This window comes from Sneathiella sedimenti, from assembly GCF_017313765.1.
Classification (GTDB): domain Bacteria; phylum Pseudomonadota; class Alphaproteobacteria; order Sneathiellales; family Sneathiellaceae; genus Sneathiella; species Sneathiella sedimenti.
In genome coordinates this window covers 971,885-991,133 of the sequence record NZ_JAFLNC010000001.1, presented here as the reverse complement: position 1 = coordinate 991,133, position 19,249 = coordinate 971,885, and the positions used below count along the sequence as shown (strand labels likewise).

The following is a 19,249-nucleotide window of genomic DNA, read 5'->3' as shown; positions in this document are numbered from 1 at the left end:
ACACTAATTGCTGAGGAATTCCCTCAACGCCTCTATCACTGCGTGGTTCTCGTTATCCCGCCCGATCGTCATGCGCAGGCAGGTCGGTAGGCCATACCCTGCGACAGCCCGCAGCAGCAAGCCTTTTTCTGCGAGATATACCTCGGCGTCCGATGCGGATTTTCCACTCCCGTCGAAATCGAGGAGCAGAAAATTGCCGACGCTCGGTGTAACGCCAAGTCCCATTCCACGGAAACCTTGTGTCAGGATCGGGAGCCATTTCTCGTTATGCTCCCGTGCCAATTCAATATGCGCCTGATCGCGCACCGCCTCGACCCCGCCTGCCTGGGCAAGGGCGTTGACGTTAAACGGTCCCCGCACCCGGTGCAACACGTCGGCAATCGCCGGAGGGCAATAGGCCCAGCCGAGACGCAATGCGGCCAGGCCATAAATCTTTGAAAAAGTCCGGGTCATGACAACATTGTCATGCGATTCGACCAGTTCCGCGCCCGGACGATAGTCATCGCGGGTAACATATTCGGCATATGCTGCGTCAAGTACGAGAAGGATATCTTCACGCAGGCCAGCACGCAGGCGCTCTACTTCCGAAGTCGGTATATAAGTCCCGGTCGGATTGTTGGGATTGGCCAGGAAGACGATCTTCGTCCGCTCTGTCACCGCCGCCAGCAGGTTGTCGACATCTGCGGTGCGATCAACCTCCGGCGCCTTCACCGGTGTTGCTCCCGCGGCGGTCGCGGAAATCGCATACATCAAGAAGCCATGTTCCGTAAAAAGGACTTCATCACCGGGACCGACATAAGCCGTATTCAACAGAGAAATAAGCTCGTCTGACCCATTGCCGCAGACGATACGGCTGGCGTCAAGGTTATGAACCTCCGCAATAGCCTCTACCAGGAGAAGGGAGCCGCCGTCTGGATATCGATGGGCATCCGTCAGCACAGCCTCAATTGCGGCGACCGCCTTTGGGCTTGGGCCAAGCGGTGATTCATTGGACGAAAGCTTGGTGACTTCCAGGTTGTCACCTGCCTTGGATTTGCCGCCAACATAAGGGGAGATGGTCATAATACCTGGTTGCGGAACCGGTGTCGTCATGAGGTTGCTCTCAACTCGGATAGTGGAACGGATTATTTGATGGGTACGGCGTAGGCGCCAAGAATAACTGCCTTGATGAAGCTGTCGCCACTAATCTCGCCAAGCTTGACAAGGCGTGGATCGGATTTCGCGACAAACTCCGGAATTTCAATTAAATGAAGCCAGTCGCCATCCCCCGCATCGGGAGAACGGGAATCCGCGCAGTATCCGCTCAACCCTGCTTTCGCAAGATTTTCATTTAGCCGGGCCCGGCTCACCTCATCTTTGGTCGCCAACGCCATCAAAGTTATGTCGTCGCCAGATGGCTCCGGCTCCGCCTGACCGATCACGAGGGAGTTCAGGTCTTCAAACTCACCGGACGGATTATCAAGGAAGGGAAGCGCGGCAAGAATCTTGGGTACATTCTCTCCACCTTGGGCAAGCTGCGTCCACCAGGTGTCACGTTCCCGCGTTAGCCAGGGAAGCACCCCCAGGGTCGACGGATTCTCATAAACCTCCCGCAGAACAACTGACGGCAGTTGATGCAGCTTCATCGGCGTCGCCGAGCCAAAATGAAACCGCGCCAAATCCCAGTAGCCTACGGATTTATCGGGCGCGGTTATGGAAACCGAATACGGCTTTTGCATCCAGCCGACTGCGGCGATCAATTCGCGCCATATCGCCGCGATAACGGTATCGGGCAACTTGCTGGAATGGGCCTCTAGTATATTGCGGAGTATGGATGCCTCTCTGCCCGGACGAAACGCAAGAGCCTTGCCATCGACTTTTTTCGCCGCGGCAATATCCTCAACGATTGCGATCCGCTTTTCCAGAACCGACAATAGCTCCGCGTCCAGCCGGTCGATTTCAGCCCTCAGCGCTTCCAGTTTTGTATTTTTTATTGTCACTATCGTTACCCGAACATACAGACTGTTTCGTCAAAATTGGACCACAAAGCCCAGTATTTGGCAAAGAATATATTGACAGACCTTGCCCCGCCGCACTAGCTAACAGCAAAGTCATTCAAAACAAAGATTTTTCTAATCCATTTGCGCGAAAAGAGAAGCAAAAGTGTCCATTAAACCTCCACTATCGGATAATCAGACCGTTATCCTTGGAAAGGAGACGCCGCTCAAACTGGATTGCGGCGTGACGATGGAGGCCATCAATATGGCCTATTGCACCTATGGAGAACTGAATGCGGACAAGACAAATGCGATTCTGGTCTGTCATGCCCTGACTGGTGACCAGTTTGCCGCCAGCCGCCAGCCCGTCACCGGCAAGAATGGCTGGTGGGAAATGATGATCGGCCCGGGCAAGGTTCTGGATACGGACAAATATTTCATTGTCTGCAGCAATGTCCTGGGTGGATGCATGGGGACAACAGGACCATCGGATATAGATCCCAAGACAGGCAAACCCTATGGCCTGAATTTTCCGATCATCACCATCGGCGATATGGTCCGCGCGCAGGCGATGTTGCAGGACTATCTCGGTATCGAAAGCTGGTTCAGCGTGATCGGCGGCTCCATGGGCGGCATGCAAACCCTGCAGTGGGCGAGCGCTTACCCCGAGCGGGTCTTTAGCGCGATCCCCATCGCCTGTGCCGCTCGTCACAGCGCACAGAACATAGCCTTTCACGAAGTCGGGCGGCAGGCGGTTATGGCCGACCCCAACTGGTTGGGAGGGGATTATTACGCGAGTGACAAAAAGCCAACGTCGGGCCTCGCAGTTGCGCGCATGGCCGCACATGTAACCTATCTGTCGGAGGCAGCTCTGCATCGGAAATTTGGTCGCAATCTCCAGGATCGCGAAAATCTCACCTACGGGTTCGATGCCGATTTCCAGGTCGAGAGCTATCTTCGATACCAGGGAATAAACTTCGTCGACCGGTTCGACGCAAATTCCTATCTCTATATCACCCGCGCGATGGATTATTTTGATCTTGTGGAGGACCATGGCGGCTCTCTCTCCAAGGCCTATGAGAAAACGAAAACCCGCTTTTGTGTCGTTTCCTTTACCAGTGACTGGCTGTTTCCGACATCGGAAAACAAGGATATTGTCCAAGCGCTGATCGCGGCGGCGGCAAACGTAAGTTTCGTCGAGGTGGAGACCGACAAGGGCCATGACGCCTTCCTGCTGGATACGCCGGAAATGTTTAAGACTATCGACGGGTTTTTACAGTCGAGCGCAAAAAGCCGGGGCCTGATTTCATGAATGATCCCATTAAATTTGTCCCCAAGCGGGATATCCGGGTTGACTGGCAGCTTATCGCGGAAATGGTAGAACCGGGCAGCCGGGTTCTGGATGTTGGGTGCGATGACGGGCAACTTCTCGCCCATCTCACCGAGACCAAGAATGTCGATGGACGTGGACTGGAACTGAGTCAGCATGGGGTGAATATCTGTGTCGCAAACGGGCTTTCCGTGGTGCAGGGCAATGCCGACACCGATCTCGTCTATTATCCCGATGACAGTTTTGATTATGCGATTTTAAGCAAGACCTTGCAGACCACCCATCAGCCGCATGTAGTTCTGGAACAACTTCTGCGGATCGGGCGGCGCGCCATTGTCTCCTTCCCGAACTTCGCCTACTGGCGTTGCCGGGCCTATCTCGCCCTCAAAGGCCGGATGCCGATGACAAATTCGCTGGATATTCCCTGGTATGAAACACCGAATATCCATTTCTGCACGCTTAAGGATTTCACGGCGCTTTGCGAGAAGATGGATGTGAAGATTGAACAATCCGTGATCGTCAAGGCGTCAGGCAATGTCATGACCCGCTCAACCTATGGCAGCTTTGCCAACTTCTTCGGCGCCGACTGCATTTTCATGCTGTCGAGAAAAACCTAAAGCTTTTCATTGGCGCGCCGGACCTGTCGTCCTGTGATGACCGGGCGCGCGGCGGGAAGGATCACTGGCCGTTTGCGCGTTTTCCGCTCGGGCAGGGCCGTCAGCGCATAGACCTGCTTTTCCGCCTCCATAATCCGGACACCGCTGAAATGGCCCCACCATTTTTCGCCGACATTCTCCCACGCGCGGGCAAGCCTTAAATTCAACCGCCATTTACTGGGTGGCAGATAAAGTGCGCCCTGCCGGTCCCCGGGAGTAAAGCTGTTATCCCTGAGCAAACGGTTAAGCTGCTTGTCACTATAGGGATGACCATAGCCGAACGGTGTATTTTCAGTACGAGACCAGAGACCGCGACGACTTGGAACCACCACCATCAGTTTTCCGGTTGAGGTAAGTACACGCCAGAGCTCCTGCATGATCGAATCGACATCCGTCGAGTTCTCAAGTCCATGTACCCAGATTATCCTGTCAATGGAGGCATCTGGAAGCGGTAGGATGTGCTCATCCACAAGGCTGACAAGACTGCCTCCTTCTCGCGGCCATTGAATCACGCCCTGTTCGAGCGGCATGAAGGATATGACGCGTTCAGCTTCCCCACGAAACGGGTTGAGGTAAGGAGTAGCGTAGCCGAGACCGAGAACCCGGAAATTTTTTAGGTCCGGCCACATCTGCCTGATTTTACGGCCAATTATTCGCCGCACCACCTGCCCAAGAGAGCTGTGGTAAAAATTTCGCAAATCAATAACATCAGGTCTGAGCATAATGTTATACTGCCATAAATTACGAGATTGGACACTTAACAAAAAGCGGAATGCCGAAAGATCACCACATGAGCAAGCTTGAAATTCACCAGATTCCTGTCCTGAGTGACAATTACGTTTATTTGTTCCGGGAACCCGAAAGCGGGCTGGTCGGCGTCGTTGATCCGGCGGTTGCTGGCCCCGTCCTCGACAAGCTGGAGGAACTCGACTGGACCCTGACACATATCATCAATACGCATCATCACCCGGACCATACCGGCGCCAATCTGGAACTGAAAGAGAAGACGGGCTGCACGATTGTCGGTGCGAAGAACGATGCGTCGCGCATTCCCGGAATCGATATCAAGGTTGAAGAAGGCGAAATTTTCGAGTTTGGCAATGAAAACGCGCGCGTCTTTGAAGTGCCGGGCCATACGGTTGGACATATTGCTTACTGGTTTGAAAATTCAGACGCTCTGTTCTGTGGCGATACGCTGTTTGCCCTCGGCTGTGGCCGTCTGTTCGAGGGAACGCCGGCCCAGATGTGGCAGAGCATAAGCAAGTTTCGCGCCCTTCCAGACCAGACGAAAGTCTATTGCGCCCATGAGTATACCGAGGCAAACGGCCGCTTCGCGGTCTCAGTTAATCCCGGAAATGATGCCTTGAAAAAACGCTTCGCGGAAATTGTCGCGATGCGAAAAAAAAAGCTGCCGACCGTTCCCTCCACGCTTGGGGAGGAGAAGGAGACCAACCCATTTATGCGCGCCGATGATCCCGGACTTGCCGCCGAACTTGCCCTAAGCGGGGCGGATCCGGTGGAGGTTTTCGCCGAAACTCGTCGCCGCAAGGATAGCTTCTAGACAATGACCTTATCCGCCGCCGAAATTATCCAGCAGCTCAACATGCAGCCCCATCCCGAAGGCGGCTATTTCGTTGAAACCTTTCGCGATGACCTGACCCTGCCGGGTAAGGAGCGTGCTATCTCCACAGCCATATATTACCTGCTAGAAAAAGGGGATCGGTCCCACTGGCACCGGGTCGACGCCGTTGAGATCTGGCATTATTATGCAGGGGCGTCGCTTACCCTTTCCATGGCCGCAGATGGTGCTCCGGGAGAAGAATGGATCTTAGGGGCGGACTTTCAACGAGAAGAGCGCCCGCAGATCATTATCCCCCGCGGATACTGGCAGTCTGCCCACTCAAATGGGCATTGGACACTCGTAGGCTGCACCGTCGCCCCCGGTTTCGAATTTACAGGCTTCGAGATGGCACCCAAGGACTGGACACCCGCACGTTAATCAGGGTTGATAGGCTTCCATAAAGCACGCAATATTTTCAGCGAGCCGACAAGCGCACCGGCAGTGATCAGTAGACAGCCGAAAAGCAGCGACCATGAAAAGCTCGCGACCCCCACAACTAGCAGGATCAGCGTGGAGAGTAGCGGCGAGAGATAGGACAGAACACCCAGTGTCTGGATATCCCCATGCTTCATTCCCCGGTCCCACAGGAAAAACGCCGCCCCGACGGGCCCAAAGCCGAGGCCGAAAACTGCGAGCCATTGCAATAGGTTCTCCGGCCAGATCGTCCCTTCAAAAAGCAGGTGACAACCGAGCGACAAGAGAGCGGTTATGCCGCAGAATAACCCAATGACGTCAGACGAGACGGCGGAATATCTCCGGCTGAGGACCGAATAGCTGGACCAGATGAAGGCGCAGCAGATGGCGGAGAGATAGCCAGTGCTGTATTCCGGCCTGAGCTCAAATGCCGCGCCCTTGGTAATCAACAAGCCGGCACCTGCGAGACTGATCAATCCGCCGACCAAATGGAACCAGTAGAACCGTTCCCCTGGCAGTAATGTCGAGAAGAGGACGATCAGCAGAGGCCAGAGATAGGCAATCAGGCCTGCCTCCGCCGCAGGGGCATTTTTGAGCGCTAGAAAATAAAAGAAGTGATAGCCGAACAGACCCGCAACTCCAAGCACCCAGAGCCCTGCAGGTATCCTAAAAAAGGGTCGAATATTCTGACGATAGAAAAGCCATTTCAGGGAAACGCCAACAAAGGCAATACCAAATGTCATTGCGGTGAGTTGGAACGGCGGAATTTGGGCGGTTCCTGCAGTAAATAACGCAAGAAGCGCCCAAAGCAGAATAGCGCCGAGTCCGCAAAGACTCGCGATCGTTCGTCCTGTCGTTGCCTGACTGTTCATTAGTTTGTGGAAGTACCTAATAAAAGGGCATGATGCCGGTTGCCCAACATCATGCCACCTTCAATTAACGTCGTAAAGATCGGGGTCAGTACATATGCTGGCCGCCGTTAATCGAGAGCGTCGAACCGGTAATGAAGCCCGCATCATCCGCCGCGAGAAAGCAAACCCCCCGGGCAATTTCAGAGGCCTTGCCTAGCCGTCCGACGGGAATACCGGCAACGATCTTCGCCAGGACATTTTCTGGCACTGCCGCAACCATGTCGGTATCGATATATCCCGGCGCAATGGCGTTCACCGTGATCCCTTGCCCCGCGCCTTCCTGGGCCATGGCCTTGGTAAAGCCATGAATACCGGATTTCGCGGCGGCATAGTTGACCTGTCCATACTGACCGGCCTGACCGTTGATCGACCCGATATTGATGACACGACCGAACTTTGCAGCACGCATATCGTCGATTGTTGCCCGGCACATATTGAAGCAGGAGCCAAGATTGGTATCAATCACCTTTTGCCAATTATCTTGATCCATCCGATGCAGCGTTCCATCACGGGTGATACCGGCATTATTGACAACAATCTCCACCGGACCGAGGTCTGCCTTCACTTTGGCCACCCCTTCGGTGCAAGCGTCAAAATCCGATACATCCCATTTATAGGTGGAAATGCCAGTGCGGTCCGAAAACTCCTTCGCGCGTTCGTCATTTCCGCCATAGTTTGCCGCAACCTTGTAACCTTTTTCATGCAGCATGATGGAAATGGCTTCTCCAATTCCACGGGTCCCACCCGTTACAATCGCTACTCTCGACATTTTCTGCTCCCTTTACGTCATTGGCTTGTTATCTTTCAACACACATCGCGATACCCATACCGCCACCGATACACAATGTTGCCAGTCCCTTATGCGCATCACGTTTCTGCATTTCATGTAGCAACGTGACCAGCACGCGGGCACCCGATGCACCGATCGGATGACCAATGGCAATGGCACCACCGTTCACATTGACCTTACTGGTATCCCAGCCAAGATCCTTATTCACTGCGCAGGCCTGCGCGGCAAAAGCTTCATTTGCCTCAACGAGATCAAGATCATCCGTTGTCCAGCCTGCTTTTTCAAGCGCCGCGCGGCTCGCTGGAATGGGTCCTGTTCCCATAATTGCCGGATCAACCCCGCTTTGCGCCCAGGACACAATACGCGCGAGTGGTTTCAACCCTTTTGCTTCGGCGGCCTCCGCCGTCATCAGTACGACAGCTGCGGCACCATCATTGATACCGGAAGCATTCCCGGCCGTAACCGAACCATCTTTCAAGAAGGCGGGGCGCAGGCCGCTCAACTTTTCAACCGTGGTTCCGCCACGAATATATTCGTCCTGATCGACAACGATATCGCCTTTGCGCGTGGAAATAGTAACCGGTACAATCTCATCCTTGAAGCGCCCGGCAGCCTGCGCCTCAGACGCTTTACGTTGCGACTCCGCGGCAAACTGGTCCTGAGCTTCCCGGGTGATCTGCCATTTAGCGGCGACATTTTCTGCGGTGTTGCCCATATGATAGCCATGAAAGGCGTCGATAAGGCCATCTTTCAGCATGGTATCAGTAAACTCGAGCGGACCCATTTTCTGGCCATTTCGCAGATGGGCACAATGAGGTGCCTGGCTCATGCTTTCCTGTCCACCGGCAACCACTACTTGCGAATCACCATTGAGAATGGCCTGATAACCAAGCGCCACCGCACGCAGGCCGGAACCACAAAGCTGGTTTACACCCCATGCCGGAACTTCATAAGGGACACCGGCATTGACGGAGGCCTGCCGCGCCGGGTTCTGGCCCTCACCCGCACTCAGTATCTGGCCCAGGATAACTTCGGAAACTTCAGACGCGTCCGTTTTTGATCGAGCCAGCGATTCCTTGATGACAATCTCACCAAGCTTATGCGCAGCCAAAGGGGCCAAGCCGCCATTGAAGGAACCAACCGGCGTGCGTACTGCACTGGTAATGACAACATCCATGTTCTATTTCTCCTGTTTCGATTGTGTAATTTTAATTCAAAATTCACTTCGTATGAGAAATTTTAAAACAATTTTTTCTACTCATACGAAATAACCTTAGTTTTTCTTCGTCGCAACTCTTTTCTTGGCTCGCGGGTCAAAAACTCAATGTGCCGCTATCCAATCCCCCAACTGAAGCCATAACCCGTCTTGCGCCTTTCCCCCGGCCATCATGCCGACATGTCCCGAAGGTGGCGTGATCACTGTCGCGGACGGTAAGGCGGATGCCAGCGCGAGCGCTGAGGGACGCGGAACGATCTTGTCGGTTTTTGGTACGGCGATAAGGGACGCAATAGTAATATCCTGCGGCCGAACAATTTCCCCGTCAACCATCCATCGCATCGAAGGCGGTTCGTTCCGACCATACCATTTATCGAAGACATCTGCTGCAACATGTTGTGCGAGTGGATAGCCGTCGTTCAGCCAATCTTCGATGGCAACAAATTCTTGCGCCGCGTCAGTCGCCATATCCATTTCCGCGAATTTTCTGAATTTCCGAAGCCCCAGGTTAGGGTCGAGGCTAGCGAAGAGTGTTTGCAGCAGATCGACCGGGAGTTCACCGAAGCCGGCCAGAATATTCGCCCACATTTCCCGCTGATCAAAAAGCGCCTTTGCCTCACCGCCAAATTCCGCATGAAAATCCCATGGCGACGCGATGGCAATAAAGCTGCTGATCTTATCAAGCTTTCGTCGTGCAGCGGCCACCGATAGCGTGCCGCCCATACAATATCCGGCAAGATGCAGGGGGGCCCTTGAAAAAACATCGGCCGCAAAATCAATCGCAGGACAGATGCGGTTGATTATATAGCCGGCGACGTCGAATTCACGTTCAGCGTCCCCCGGGGCATTCCAGTCCAGCAGGAGCGGTCGGATCCCCCGTACGGCAAGGTAATCAACAAGGCTACGCCCAGGCATGAGATCAAGAATGTAGGCACGATTGATGAGGGAGGGGACCAGCAGCACGACCGGAGCGGTGGTGGCGGCCTCCGGCGCACCGTCCAGAAGTTGGGTGGTTCCCTGTTGCCAGATTACCGGTCGATGACGCGGCTCCCGCCGATAGGGGTGGATATGATAGAGGCGAATGCCGTCAATCATCTTCTGTACCTGCTCGCTGCCCTGATTGGCAAGTTCCTGCAACAGGTCTGCCCCGCCCCCAAGAGACTCGAGATCAAACGGGCCTTTTGACAACGCCAAGGAATCCGTTGAACGAGCGAAGCTATTTTTCTGATGAAGTGGGAGAGCCGCCAGAGAGCTTGCAACGGTGGTTGTCGCCAATCCCAAATGCAGCGCTAACGGTCGGGGTCCTATCCGCGACGGGGCCGCACCAATATCCGACGAGTTAGTTGTCATCCGCCAACACCTGGTCCGGCAGCAAGTTTACAGTTTGGGCTCTCATTGTTCCGGCAGTCACTGCATATCATACTGCTCTATATATACTCAGACTTGATAGGTTGCCACTTTAGGTGAAGGTTTATTTCGCATTTGTGGCGTATTTTTACCAACGGCATTGCACAATAAACTTGCGCAGCGCAACAAATACAGGTGAAAATGGTTCCAAATATCTCTTCCAACAGAAGTTAGGAGACGCCGTGGTTGATAAAACTTCAGATGACAAGAAACCCATTGTCATTAAAAAATATGCTAACCGCAGGTTATACAATACAGCAACTTCCTCTTACGTCACGCTGGATCACTTGAGCCGAATGGTAAAGGATGGAACCGAGTTCGTCGTATTCGATGCGAAAACTAATGAAGAAATTACCCGGTCGGTCCTGACACAGATTATCTTTGAAGAAGAAGCCAAGGGCCAAAATCTTCTCCCCATCAATTTCTTGCGCCAACTCATTAGCTTTTATGGTGACCGGCTGCAAACAGTCGTCCCCGATTATCTGGAAATGTCGATGCGGTCATTCTCGGACAACCAGGATAAAATGCGGGATGTCCTGCCGGAGAACCTGACGGCAAACCCCATGTTCAAACAGTTCGAGGAGATGGGGCGCAAGAATATGGAAATGTTCAGCCAGGCCGTCCGTATGTTCTCTCCCCCCAGCTTTTTTAGCGGGACCGAGAATGGCGCGGAAGCGGAGAAGCAATCTAGCTCGCCGGAGGCAAAACCGGATCCGACCACCGAAATGATGCAGGAACTCCAGGATCAGCTGAAGTCCATGCAAAAACGTATTGATGAAATGAGTGGCAAGAAATAGCGTCAGGAATTGCAAATTCCATCACTTTATGCTAATTTGTTTTTATAACTACATGATTTGTTAAGGAATAATTGTCGAATTTCGGGCATTATCATTACATCGTAGTTTGCGCTGATGGAGAATCTGTCACGCTCTACTTGTTTTTGGCTTCAGAATGAAGACCGATAACTTCCGAAAATAACAACTAGTCCGGGAACGGATATTGATGGACGTTACGCGGCCCATTTCAAATATTCTTCCGCCACCAGCAAAGCGCAACGATGGCGGGGACCTGTTATTCGGCAGGAGGAATGCCTCTGCGGATGAAAATGACCTGCGCGTAGAGGAAGCGCCGTCAATCGCCGCGCATCGACGTCACGCCCAGGATGATACCAAATCCGGAAAAAGTACGGCACTGGCTCCCGTTAAGCTCCAGGATATTCAGGCGACCTTTGTCTCGTCCCGCGAGACACACGCCTCTTCGCACATCCCCTATTCCTCGCCTTTCCTGGCCCAACAACTGGCCCAACAGGACTCAATGTCGGTCGAGATTGACCCAGCACAAGCTCATCGACGGGCGGCTTCTGCCTACGACAGCAGCCTCAGCCTGACCGTAACCCTTCTTGGGTTTGACGGCCATGCGGAACGGATAGCCTGAACAAGTCCGGCTGCTAAATGCGGCAGGTGGCAAGCCCCCGCTTTTCCAGATATTGCTGATGATAGTCTTCCGCCGGATAGAAATCGAGTGCCGGTGAAATTTCCGTAACAACCGGCCGACGGAACAGCCCGCGGCTTCCCTGTGCCGCCTTTGAGGCTTCCGCAATCGCCTTTTGCTCCTCATTTCGACAGAAGATTGCGCTGCGATACTGAGTGCCGATATCCGGTCCCTGCCGATTGAGTGTTGTCGGGTCATGGCTCTGCCAGAATACATCGAGGAGATCTTCAAAACTTACCACAGCCGGATCGAACATTACCTGAACCACTTCGGCATGCTGGGTCCGGCCGGTGCAGACGTCTTCGTAGGAGGGATTTGCCGTGATGCCGCCTTGATACCCGACAACCGTTTCCTTCACGCCCTTTACCTGCCGAAAGGCGGCCTCGACCCCCCAAAAGCAACCCGCTGCAAAATAGGCAATTTCTGTTGTTCCTGTCATCCTCGTCTCCTCACACTCAAGTTCGGCGCTCCTCATTATTTCGCGCATTTTTCAAAGAATGCAACCGGGGACAAGAAAACTTGATCGGAAATAGAGGGCAATGGAAATTTATCTTGGTATTGGTTCGAATATTACCTAAAATTCCAGTACTTCTCAAACCAATTTGAATGATATTCATGCACCGTCGCCTTAAAAATGCGCAATTGCTTACATTGTCCCTCGATCCGGCAAACGTCATTGCCCTACATCAGCAGCTTTTTCTCGCGCTGCGTCAGGCAATCCTGGATGGCCGCCTGACACCCGGGACGCGCCTGCCATCGAGCCGTTCCCTTGCCAGTGACCTGAATGTCTCCCGCAATACGGTGCTGAGCGCCTATGATCAGTTAACTGCGGAAGGATATCTGATCAGCCGTATTGGAGCGGGATCTTACGTATCTGATCAGCTTCCCGACGATTTGTTGCAACGCAAGACGGAAGGACGCGCCTCTGGCGTTCAGGCGCGGGAAATCTACCTCTCCAAGATGGCGGCACCATTCATGGGCAAGATGCGATTTTCCGAAAAGAGGAGCCTTCCGTTTTCTCCCGGGCTTCCGGCACTGGAGATTTTCCCATTTGAAGACTGGGCCCGCCTTCTTGCCCGGCACTGGCGCCGACCGGGCCGCGAGTATCTGGTTGATAACCCAGTTGGGGGCGCGAAAGTCCTGCGTGAGGCGCTTGCCTCCTATCTCGGGCAGACCCGCGCGGTGCGGTGCCATCCCGAACAGGTGATCATCCTTTCCGGATCACAACAGGCTATCCACCTGGTGGTTCGCGCTTTTGCCGAGCCTGGCGATGCCGTCTGGATGGAGGAGCCCGGCTACCCCGGCATACGCGATGCCATTCTCTCTGCCGGCGCCGTTCCGATCTCGGTTCCTGTCGATAAAGAGGGGTTTTCCCTTGCCGACGCGCGCAACCTTGCGCCAGCCGCCCGCCTTGCCTGTATTTCCCCTTCACATCAATATCCACTCGGCCAGACCATGTCTCTTTCCCGGCGGCTGGACCTCCTGAATTGGGCGAAGGAGGAAGGACGCTTTATTCTCGAGGACGACTACGACAGTGAATATCGCTACGCTGGGCGGCCGCTTTCCTCCCTTCAGGGGCTCGATGATGATAGTCGGGTTCTTTATGTCGGCACCATGAGCAAGGTCATGTTTTCCGGGCTCCGGGTCGGCTATATGGTCGTGCCGGAGGATCTGGTGGATGTATTTCTCGCGCTTCGTCGAAATATTGACAGCCATTCGCCCTCGGTGCCCGAGGCAGCCCTTGCGGATTTTATCAACGAGGGCTATCTCGCCGCCCATGTCCGACGGACGAGGTTGTTATATGAGGCGCGGCAGAAACGCTTGCTCACGTTACTCCAGGAAAAACTGGGTGACCTCATTATGGTGGCACCACAGGAATCCGGCATGCATCTAGTCGTCTATCTATCGCCCGGCATTAACGACAAGGAGGTGGAGCGCGATGCCGCCAAGGCAGGCATGCTGGTGCGGGCGCTTTCCGGTTTTTACAATCTGCCGACCGACCAGAGTGGTCTTATTCTCGGATTTGCGGGCACGCCGGAGAAAGAAATGCCACAATTGATCGTTAAGCTTGCCGACATCATCCGCAGCAAGGCAACATAATTTCCGTATGAAAAGATATCCTGTATTCCTTCATTTCCTGATCGCCCTTTTTCTGGCCAATTGCGGCTTGTCCGAGGCGGCGGAAAAACATCATGCAATCGCCATGCATGGGGAGCCCAAGTATCCGCCCCGGTTTCAGCATTTCGACTATGTCAATCCCGACGCGCCGATTGGCGGCACGTTACGACTGAGTGCCATCGGCAGTTTTGACAGCCTTAACCCCTTTCTGTTGAAAGGCGTCAGTCCACGCGGGCTTGGCGATGTCTATCAGTCACTGCTGGAACGCTCCCGCGACGAGCCCTTCACTCTTTACGCCAATATTGCCAAGACGATCGAGGTCGCCGAGGATCGCAGCTGGATTGTTTTTCATCTCAATCCGAAAGCCCGGTTTTCCAATGGCAGCCCTATCACAGCGCAAGATGTGCTCTTTTCTTTCGAAATCCTCCGTGAGTCCGGCCGACCCAATGTCCAGAGCTATTATCAAAAGGTAACCGCGGTCGATATCCAGTCCCCTCTTTCGATCCGGTTCGCTTTTGAGGAGGACGGCCGTTTCGAGATGCCACTTATTATCGGGCTGATGAGCGTGCTGCCCGCCTCCGAGAGTCTCAAGACGGATTTCGAGAAGTCCTCCCTTACGCCCCTAATCGGATCGGGCCCATATCTGGTTGAAAAAGTCGAGCCCGGCCGACGCATCATTTATCGCCGGAATGAGAACTTCTGGGGCTGGGAGCTTCCTCAAAACAAGGGCCGCTTCAATTTCGACAGGATAATATACGACTACTTCCGCGATGATGATGTTGCGCTGGAGGCGTTCAAGTCCCACCGCGTCGACGCCCGGTTCGAAAATAGCGCGACTAAATGGACATCTGCATATGGCTGGCAATCCGGCGTGGAATATCGACAATCGACTCCGAAACTGAGCCTGCCCGCGCCTATGCTCGCCTTCGTCTTCAATACACGGCACGAAAAATTCTCTGATCTCCGCGTCCGCCAAGCCCTCACTCACGCCTTTGACTTCGAATGGGTAAACGCAAACATCCTGCATGGCCTTTACAAGCGCACCCACAGCTATTTTGAAAATTCCCCACTTGCCGCCAAAGGGACAATTACCAAAGCCGAGCGGGAATTGCTGTCCCCCTTTACCGACGAACTCCTCTCGTCCGTTTTTGACAAAAGTTTTCGCCTTCCCGTGACCGACGGTTCAGGTCGCGCCCGCGATAACCTCAAGGAAGCCCAAGGGTTGTTGCTCGCTGCGGGCTACAGAATAAAAAACGGCGTTCTTACTCACCAGCAAAGCGGCCAACCCTTCGAAATAGAGTTCCTGATCAATAATACAGACTATATCAAGCTGATCTCCCCGTTTCAGCGGAACCTTGAACTTCTGGGAATCCGGAGCAATATCCGCCAGATCGACACGGCGAGTTACCAGAACCGCCTGACAGACTATGATTTCGATATAATTATCAATAGCTGGGGCCAGTCGCTCTCCCCTGGAAATGAGCAGGCATTTTACTGGAGCCAAAAAGCGGCCACGACTCCGGGCACACGTAATTATCCGGGAATTCGCCTCGCCGCCGTCGATGCGATGATTGAACGGATTGCCACCGCAGGGGACCGGGATACGCTTGTCACGGCGACGCGCGCGTTGGATCGGGTGCTGCTCGCGGGGTATTATGTCATTCCGCTTTATTACACTGACGAACAATGGCTGGCACATTGGCCGGAAATCAAGCTGCCACCGACACCGTCCTATTGGGGAACCGGACCGGACTTATGGTGGCATGAGAAAAATAGCTGACGTTACCCGAACCGGGCCTTATCACGACTTTCCCATATTTCGCGAGCGCGTGCCTCGGCCTCGTTGGTCGTGAGGGTGGGTTTCGTCAGTTTAAGGGCAAAGGCGAGGGTCCCGATTATCGCGAGGATGGGGACGGGCAGATCAAGCTCTCCCCGCCAGAGGCGAAGGAGCTGCACCGGTGCCAGATCCTCTTCTCGCCATTTATAGACATTCTCTTCTGTCATCGCCGGCCATTCCTGCTCGACCGGCTCGCCCTCTACCAGCCCATCCACGAGAACAGGTTTCATTGGGTTGCGCTGCACTTCCCCGCCGCCGCCCTTGAAGATTAGGCTGTTGGGTTGGCCTAGTGCCTGTACCGTTCCAAGATGCAACGCCTTGTAGGGCGGATGGAACACGCCCTGTAGCTGAAAGGGAGCGCCAAACGGGTTGATATCCCGGGCAAAAGTATTAACCGCCGTTCGCACGCCAAGCAGGGGCCGCAGTTCAAAAAGCATCTGCAGGGATGGACAGAATTTTTCGAGACCTAAATATACAAGGTTCTTCGCTCCGAGTTGCGCTGCTGCGTCGGAGAGGGAGGTTGCTTGCGGCACATTGAAGACTGAAAGTCCCGGCCGCGTCGGAGCGTAACCATCCGAATAGCCTTCAATGCCATGCATCAATACTTTGTAGCCCTGATCGGCAAGGAGAATGGCGGAAAGGATAAACCACGGTTGCTGACGATGGCGATCTGCGTAAGACGGCCAGTCAAAATCGACTTTAGCCGTGACATCCTGCGCAACAAAATGATCGCGTGCGGCTGCCACCATCCCGGCAAGCTCTTCCCCCGTCTCGCCCTTACGCCGCAACAGCAGCAGGAAGGCACCAAGCTGCAATGGTTCCGCCTCACCGGAGAGCACCATATTCATGGCGGCTCTCGCTTCGTCAAAAGTCATGTCACGCCACATTTTCGGGCCTTTGCCGAGTATGCGGACATATTGCGCAAAAGGATGATCCTGGGTCATGGCGGGGATTTATAACAGAATTTACGTTTCGCCCTAGAAAATATCGAGCAGACGCTGCAGATAATCCCGTTCGAGATAGCTGCGCGCTGGATCAGATAGACGTCGTTGTAATTCGTCTCGGATGGAGCGACTCTTGTTAATGCCGCCCCCTTCGCCACGCATCAACGCATTGCCGGCATTTCGCCCCTGGCCACTTTCTTCCCTAGTCGATCGACCAAGTGGATCCCGCCCCTGGCCCGGACGACCAGGGCCTGCGGACTGCGTTCCCTCGCCCTGTCCGTCCTGCATCATCTGTTGGGCAAGCGATTCTGTGCCCTGTCGCAGGTTTTCAAGCGCGTCACTTTCGGATTCCATGGCGGATTGTCCCTGTCCCTGTTCCAACGCCTCGCGCGCATTTTTCATCGAGCGTTCCGCGCGCCCCAGGGCGTCCGGAATTTCCCCGTCCGCGCCAAGGCGACCCATCAAATCGCCCAGCATCTGGCGCAGTGCCTCCTGGACCTCGGCGAGATCCTGCAGATTACCACGACCCGACTGGCCTTGCTGCCCTTGCTGGCCCGGCTGTGTACCATTTTGCGATTGCTGACCTTGTTGGCCGGGCTGGGTTCCCCGCTTTGATTGCTGGCCCTGCGAATTGCGGAACGTCTGGTCAAGCAACTCCTGCTGCTTCTGCATCAGCTTGCCAAGCTCGTTGAGCATCTGTTGCGCCGCCTGCTGGCTGTCGGATGGCTGTCGCGCTTGAGCTGATTTCAGGTTTTCCATGATATCCTGAAGCTCGCTGAGCAATTGTCGCGCGGCATCCCGGGCGCCGCCACGGGCGAACTGATCGATGCGATCAAGCAGCTTTTGCAGATCCTGCGACTCAATAAGCCGATCCTCGCTGTTTGGATCGCCTGCCGCTTGCTCATCCATGGGCGGTGCCTGTTGCGCGAGAGCCTGGAGGAAATTCTCCATGGCGGCGCGCAATTCCTCGACCAGGCGTTTGATTTCGGCGTCGCTCGCATTGTTGTTCAACGCCTCCATTAACGCTTCCTGCGCGTCCCGCAAAGCCGCCTCTGCAAGTGACAAATCACCATTTTCAAGCCGGAGTGCCGTATCCCATAAAATTTCTATGACGTCATCGACGGCCGTTCGGCTTGTCCCGTTTACAAGAATTGATTTTGCCGTCGAAAGAGCCAGTATGACCGTTACGTCGTTGTTGACGCTATCAGGAAGGCTGGCGAGTGTTTGCAGTACAAGCGCCACATTTTCCTTGTTGCCGTCAGGATCATTGACCAGGTTTTTACGTTGCTCGATCAGGGCCCGGGCGACCGGATGGGTGAATTTCCGTTCCGGCAGGGTAAAGGTCATGGCGTCAGAATATCCGCGCTGTCCAATCTGGTCTTCTGCAAACAACGTTAGCTTTACCGGAAGCCCCGCCCAGGGATGGGCCGTTAGATCATGATAGCTTTTACTGACCACCTGTTTCGAGCCACGCCCCGGGGTCGGAAGTATAAGCTCGATTTTTCCGTCGCCATTATCACGGGTGATTTCGCCGCCGATTCTTTCAACACCGTAATCATCCCGCGCCTGATACTGCAGCTTGAAGGCGGCTCTTTCCGTGACTTCGGGGTCATCTATGAAGGCGACCGTTGGTATCTCGTCTGCGATTATTGTCAGCTGCCAGTTCGCGATGACATCGCCATCCTTCTCAATTTTCAGGCTGGTCGTTTCATCGAAAGTGGTCTGGATCTGGAAATTCCGTGCATCCGAAACAGCGAATTCCTCCCGCTTGTCCCCGATCACCAAGATGGGCGCATCGCGTTCGCCACCAAAAACATTCGCGATAAAGCTGCTTTGCACCGGTACAATATATGTCTGCACCGTTGCGTCGTCACTTTTTGAATGGGTCAGAAGTATCGGTGCCTGGCCAGTATAGGCTGGTGGGGTGATCCAGGCGGTTACGTCAACCGGGATCGCCGGCGTGCCAATAGAGGGTGTCACCGCCGCGTAAAGCCGGTCCGTTGATCTTGGTCCCGCTACGACGAAAGCCGCCACCAGGAGAAGGACCACGAACGCCCGAACGCCGTAACTGTCCTCTATCCCCATATCAAGGCGCGGAAACCCGGTCTTCAGGCCCAAAAGCTTGCGGCGTAGCGATTTCTGATACAACCGCCACATCGTGCTCGTTGGTGTGTTGTTAATCTTTTCCGCTTCGGAATGCGCCCCAAGTGATTGCAGCGGTCGGTGCGGCAACCGGTTACGCCCTTCCAGATACCGTAGGGCACGGCTTCGTGTTGGCGCCGGAAAATGTCGCCCCAGCTTGTAGAGGCTGTAAAGAATCGCGCCCCCGAACAGGATCAGCGCAAGAACATGCAGCCATCCTGTAGCAAACGCCCATAAGTCAAGCAGAGACAGACCGACGAACAACCCGATGAGACAAAATAACAGCCGACCCCGCCGCCAGATCCCTTCCAGAAGAAGATTGACTTTCGCAAGCAGAATGCGGACTTCAAACCCTAATCCATATCCTTTGTCATGGCTGTCATCGCGGCGTTGCAT

The 19,249-nt window shown here is 54.4% G+C and carries 18 protein-coding genes; 8 read left to right on the top strand and 10 right to left on the bottom strand.

Annotated features, from left to right (window positions below):
• Positions 1-3 precede the first annotated feature (3 nt).
• Together hisC and J0X12_RS04695 are read right to left on the bottom strand one after the other, a co-directional pair.
• A complete protein-coding gene (gene hisC, locus J0X12_RS04700; protein WP_207042760.1) occupies positions 4-1,092 on the bottom strand; it encodes a histidinol-phosphate transaminase in 1,089 nt (362 codons plus the stop codon).
• 32 nt (positions 1,093-1,124) lie between these two features.
• Entirely contained in the window at positions 1,125-1,979 is an 855-nt protein-coding gene (locus tag J0X12_RS04695; protein ID WP_207042759.1) for a chorismate mutase, read from the bottom strand.
• Positions 1,980-2,118: 139 nt separating this feature from the next.
• Here J0X12_RS04695 and metX point away from each other — a divergent pair, with 139 nt between their 5' ends.
• A complete protein-coding gene (gene metX / locus J0X12_RS04690) occupies positions 2,119-3,288 on the top strand; it encodes a homoserine O-acetyltransferase MetX (RefSeq protein ID WP_420497043.1) in 1,170 nt (389 codons plus the stop codon).
• On the top strand, positions 3,285-3,923 hold the full coding sequence (gene metW, locus J0X12_RS04685) for a methionine biosynthesis protein MetW (protein WP_207042748.1): 639 nt from the start codon (positions 3,285-3,287) through the stop codon (positions 3,921-3,923). Before metX ends, metW begins: the two co-directional genes overlap by 4 nt.
• Here the strand turns inward: metW and J0X12_RS04680 are convergent.
• On the bottom strand, positions 3,920-4,684 hold the full coding sequence (locus tag J0X12_RS04680) for a class I SAM-dependent methyltransferase (RefSeq protein WP_207042745.1): 765 nt from the start codon (positions 4,682-4,684) through the stop codon (positions 3,920-3,922). The two genes, metW and J0X12_RS04680, sit on opposite strands and share 4 nt — an antisense overlap.
• Before the next feature lie 68 nt (positions 4,685-4,752).
• Between J0X12_RS04680 and gloB the strand changes: the two genes are divergently transcribed.
• Together gloB and J0X12_RS04670 are read left to right on the top strand one after the other, a co-directional pair.
• Entirely contained in the window at positions 4,753-5,523 is a 771-nt protein-coding gene (gene gloB / locus J0X12_RS04675) for a hydroxyacylglutathione hydrolase (RefSeq protein ID WP_207042743.1), read from the top strand.
• Positions 5,524-5,526: 3 nt separating this feature from the next.
• Positions 5,527-5,961: a cupin domain-containing protein gene (locus tag J0X12_RS04670; protein WP_207042741.1), complete on the top strand. Its 435-nt coding sequence runs from the start codon at positions 5,527-5,529 to the stop codon at positions 5,959-5,961.
• On the opposite strand, the gene yddG is transcribed toward J0X12_RS04670, so the two are convergent.
• The 4 genes from yddG to J0X12_RS04650 form a co-directional block, all read right to left on the bottom strand.
• Complete coding sequence (yddG, locus tag J0X12_RS04665) at positions 5,958-6,869, bottom strand: aromatic amino acid exporter YddG (RefSeq protein WP_207042739.1); 912 nt, start codon at positions 6,867-6,869, stop codon at positions 5,958-5,960. The genes J0X12_RS04670 and yddG overlap by 4 nt on opposite strands.
• 85 nt (positions 6,870-6,954) lie before the next feature.
• Complete coding sequence (phbB, locus tag J0X12_RS04660; protein WP_207042737.1) at positions 6,955-7,677, bottom strand: acetoacetyl-CoA reductase; 723 nt, start codon at positions 7,675-7,677, stop codon at positions 6,955-6,957.
• 28 nt (positions 7,678-7,705) lie between these two features.
• Positions 7,706-8,875 (bottom strand): acetyl-CoA C-acetyltransferase, encoded by a 1,170-nt coding sequence (locus J0X12_RS04655; protein WP_161314482.1) that lies wholly within the window; start codon positions 8,873-8,875, stop codon positions 7,706-7,708.
• A gap of 144 nt (positions 8,876-9,019) precedes the next feature.
• On the bottom strand, positions 9,020-10,264 hold the full coding sequence (locus tag J0X12_RS04650; protein ID WP_207042735.1) for an alpha/beta fold hydrolase: 1,245 nt from the start codon (positions 10,262-10,264) through the stop codon (positions 9,020-9,022).
• 239 nt (positions 10,265-10,503) lie between these two features.
• Between J0X12_RS04650 and phaR the strand changes: the two genes are divergently transcribed.
• On the top strand, positions 10,504-11,118 hold the full coding sequence (phaR, locus tag J0X12_RS04645; protein WP_207042732.1) for a polyhydroxyalkanoate synthesis repressor PhaR: 615 nt from the start codon (positions 10,504-10,506) through the stop codon (positions 11,116-11,118).
• Between the two features lie 202 nt (positions 11,119-11,320).
• The gene (locus J0X12_RS04640) at positions 11,321-11,755 is read left to right on the top strand and encodes a hypothetical protein (RefSeq protein WP_207042722.1); all 435 of its coding nucleotides are present in this window, start codon (positions 11,321-11,323) and stop codon (positions 11,753-11,755) included.
• Between the two features lie 13 nt (positions 11,756-11,768).
• Here J0X12_RS04640 and msrA read toward each other — a convergent pair whose 3' ends face one another.
• The gene (gene msrA / locus J0X12_RS04635) at positions 11,769-12,251 is read right to left on the bottom strand and encodes a peptide-methionine (S)-S-oxide reductase MsrA (protein ID WP_207042720.1); all 483 of its coding nucleotides are present in this window, start codon (positions 12,249-12,251) and stop codon (positions 11,769-11,771) included.
• Between the two features lie 176 nt (positions 12,252-12,427).
• On the opposite strand from msrA, the gene pdxR reads away from it, so the two are divergent.
• The gene (gene pdxR / locus J0X12_RS04630; protein WP_207042718.1) at positions 12,428-13,912 is read left to right on the top strand and encodes a MocR-like pyridoxine biosynthesis transcription factor PdxR; all 1,485 of its coding nucleotides are present in this window, start codon (positions 12,428-12,430) and stop codon (positions 13,910-13,912) included.
• A 7-nt stretch (positions 13,913-13,919) separates the two neighbouring features.
• Positions 13,920-15,710, top strand: coding sequence for an extracellular solute-binding protein (locus tag J0X12_RS04625; RefSeq protein ID WP_207042716.1), 1,791 nt, complete (start codon positions 13,920-13,922; stop codon positions 15,708-15,710).
• A gap of 2 nt (positions 15,711-15,712) precedes the next feature.
• Here the strand turns inward: J0X12_RS04625 and J0X12_RS04620 are convergent, their stop codons facing one another.
• Both J0X12_RS04620 and J0X12_RS04615 read right to left on the bottom strand, forming a co-directional pair.
• Positions 15,713-16,711 carry a glycosyl transferase family protein gene (locus tag J0X12_RS04620; RefSeq protein WP_207042715.1) on the bottom strand — a complete coding sequence of 333 codons (999 nt, stop codon included), beginning with the start codon at positions 16,709-16,711 and terminating at the stop codon, positions 15,713-15,715.
• 33 nt (positions 16,712-16,744) lie between these two features.
• Entirely contained in the window at positions 16,745-19,249 is a 2,505-nt protein-coding gene (locus J0X12_RS04615) for a TIGR02302 family protein (protein WP_207042714.1), read from the bottom strand.

What these genes read in the sequence shown, in the direction of transcription:
- hisC (WP_207042760.1), bottom strand. Translation starts at nt 1,092, where the DNA reads ATGACGACACCGGTTCCGCAACCAGGTATTATGACCATCTCCCCTTAT.
- metW (WP_207042748.1), top strand. Translation starts at nt 3,285, where the DNA reads ATGAATGATCCCATTAAATTTGTCCCCAAGCGGGATATCCGGGTTGAC.
- J0X12_RS04680 (WP_207042745.1), bottom strand. Translation starts at nt 4,684, where the DNA reads ATGCTCAGACCTGATGTTATTGATTTGCGAAATTTTTACCACAGCTCT.
- gloB (WP_207042743.1), top strand. Translation starts at nt 4,753, where the DNA reads ATGAGCAAGCTTGAAATTCACCAGATTCCTGTCCTGAGTGACAATTAC.
- J0X12_RS04670 (WP_207042741.1), top strand. Translation starts at nt 5,527, where the DNA reads ATGACCTTATCCGCCGCCGAAATTATCCAGCAGCTCAACATGCAGCCC.
- yddG (WP_207042739.1), bottom strand. Translation starts at nt 6,869, where the DNA reads ATGAACAGTCAGGCAACGACAGGACGAACGATCGCGAGTCTTTGCGGA.
- phbB (WP_207042737.1), bottom strand. Translation starts at nt 7,677, where the DNA reads ATGTCGAGAGTAGCGATTGTAACGGGTGGGACCCGTGGAATTGGAGAA.
- J0X12_RS04655 (WP_161314482.1), bottom strand. Translation starts at nt 8,875, where the DNA reads ATGGATGTTGTCATTACCAGTGCAGTACGCACGCCGGTTGGTTCCTTC.
- J0X12_RS04650 (WP_207042735.1), bottom strand. Translation starts at nt 10,264, where the DNA reads ATGACAACTAACTCGTCGGATATTGGTGCGGCCCCGTCGCGGATAGGA.
- msrA (WP_207042720.1), bottom strand. Translation starts at nt 12,251, where the DNA reads ATGACAGGAACAACAGAAATTGCCTATTTTGCAGCGGGTTGCTTTTGG.
- pdxR (WP_207042718.1), top strand. Translation starts at nt 12,428, where the DNA reads ATGCACCGTCGCCTTAAAAATGCGCAATTGCTTACATTGTCCCTCGAT.
- J0X12_RS04625 (WP_207042716.1), top strand. Translation starts at nt 13,920, where the DNA reads ATGAAAAGATATCCTGTATTCCTTCATTTCCTGATCGCCCTTTTTCTG.
- J0X12_RS04620 (WP_207042715.1), bottom strand. Translation starts at nt 16,711, where the DNA reads ATGACCCAGGATCATCCTTTTGCGCAATATGTCCGCATACTCGGCAAA.
- J0X12_RS04615 (WP_207042714.1), bottom strand. Translation starts at nt 19,249, where the DNA reads ATGCAACGCCGCGATGACAGCCATGACAAAGGATATGGATTAGGGTTT.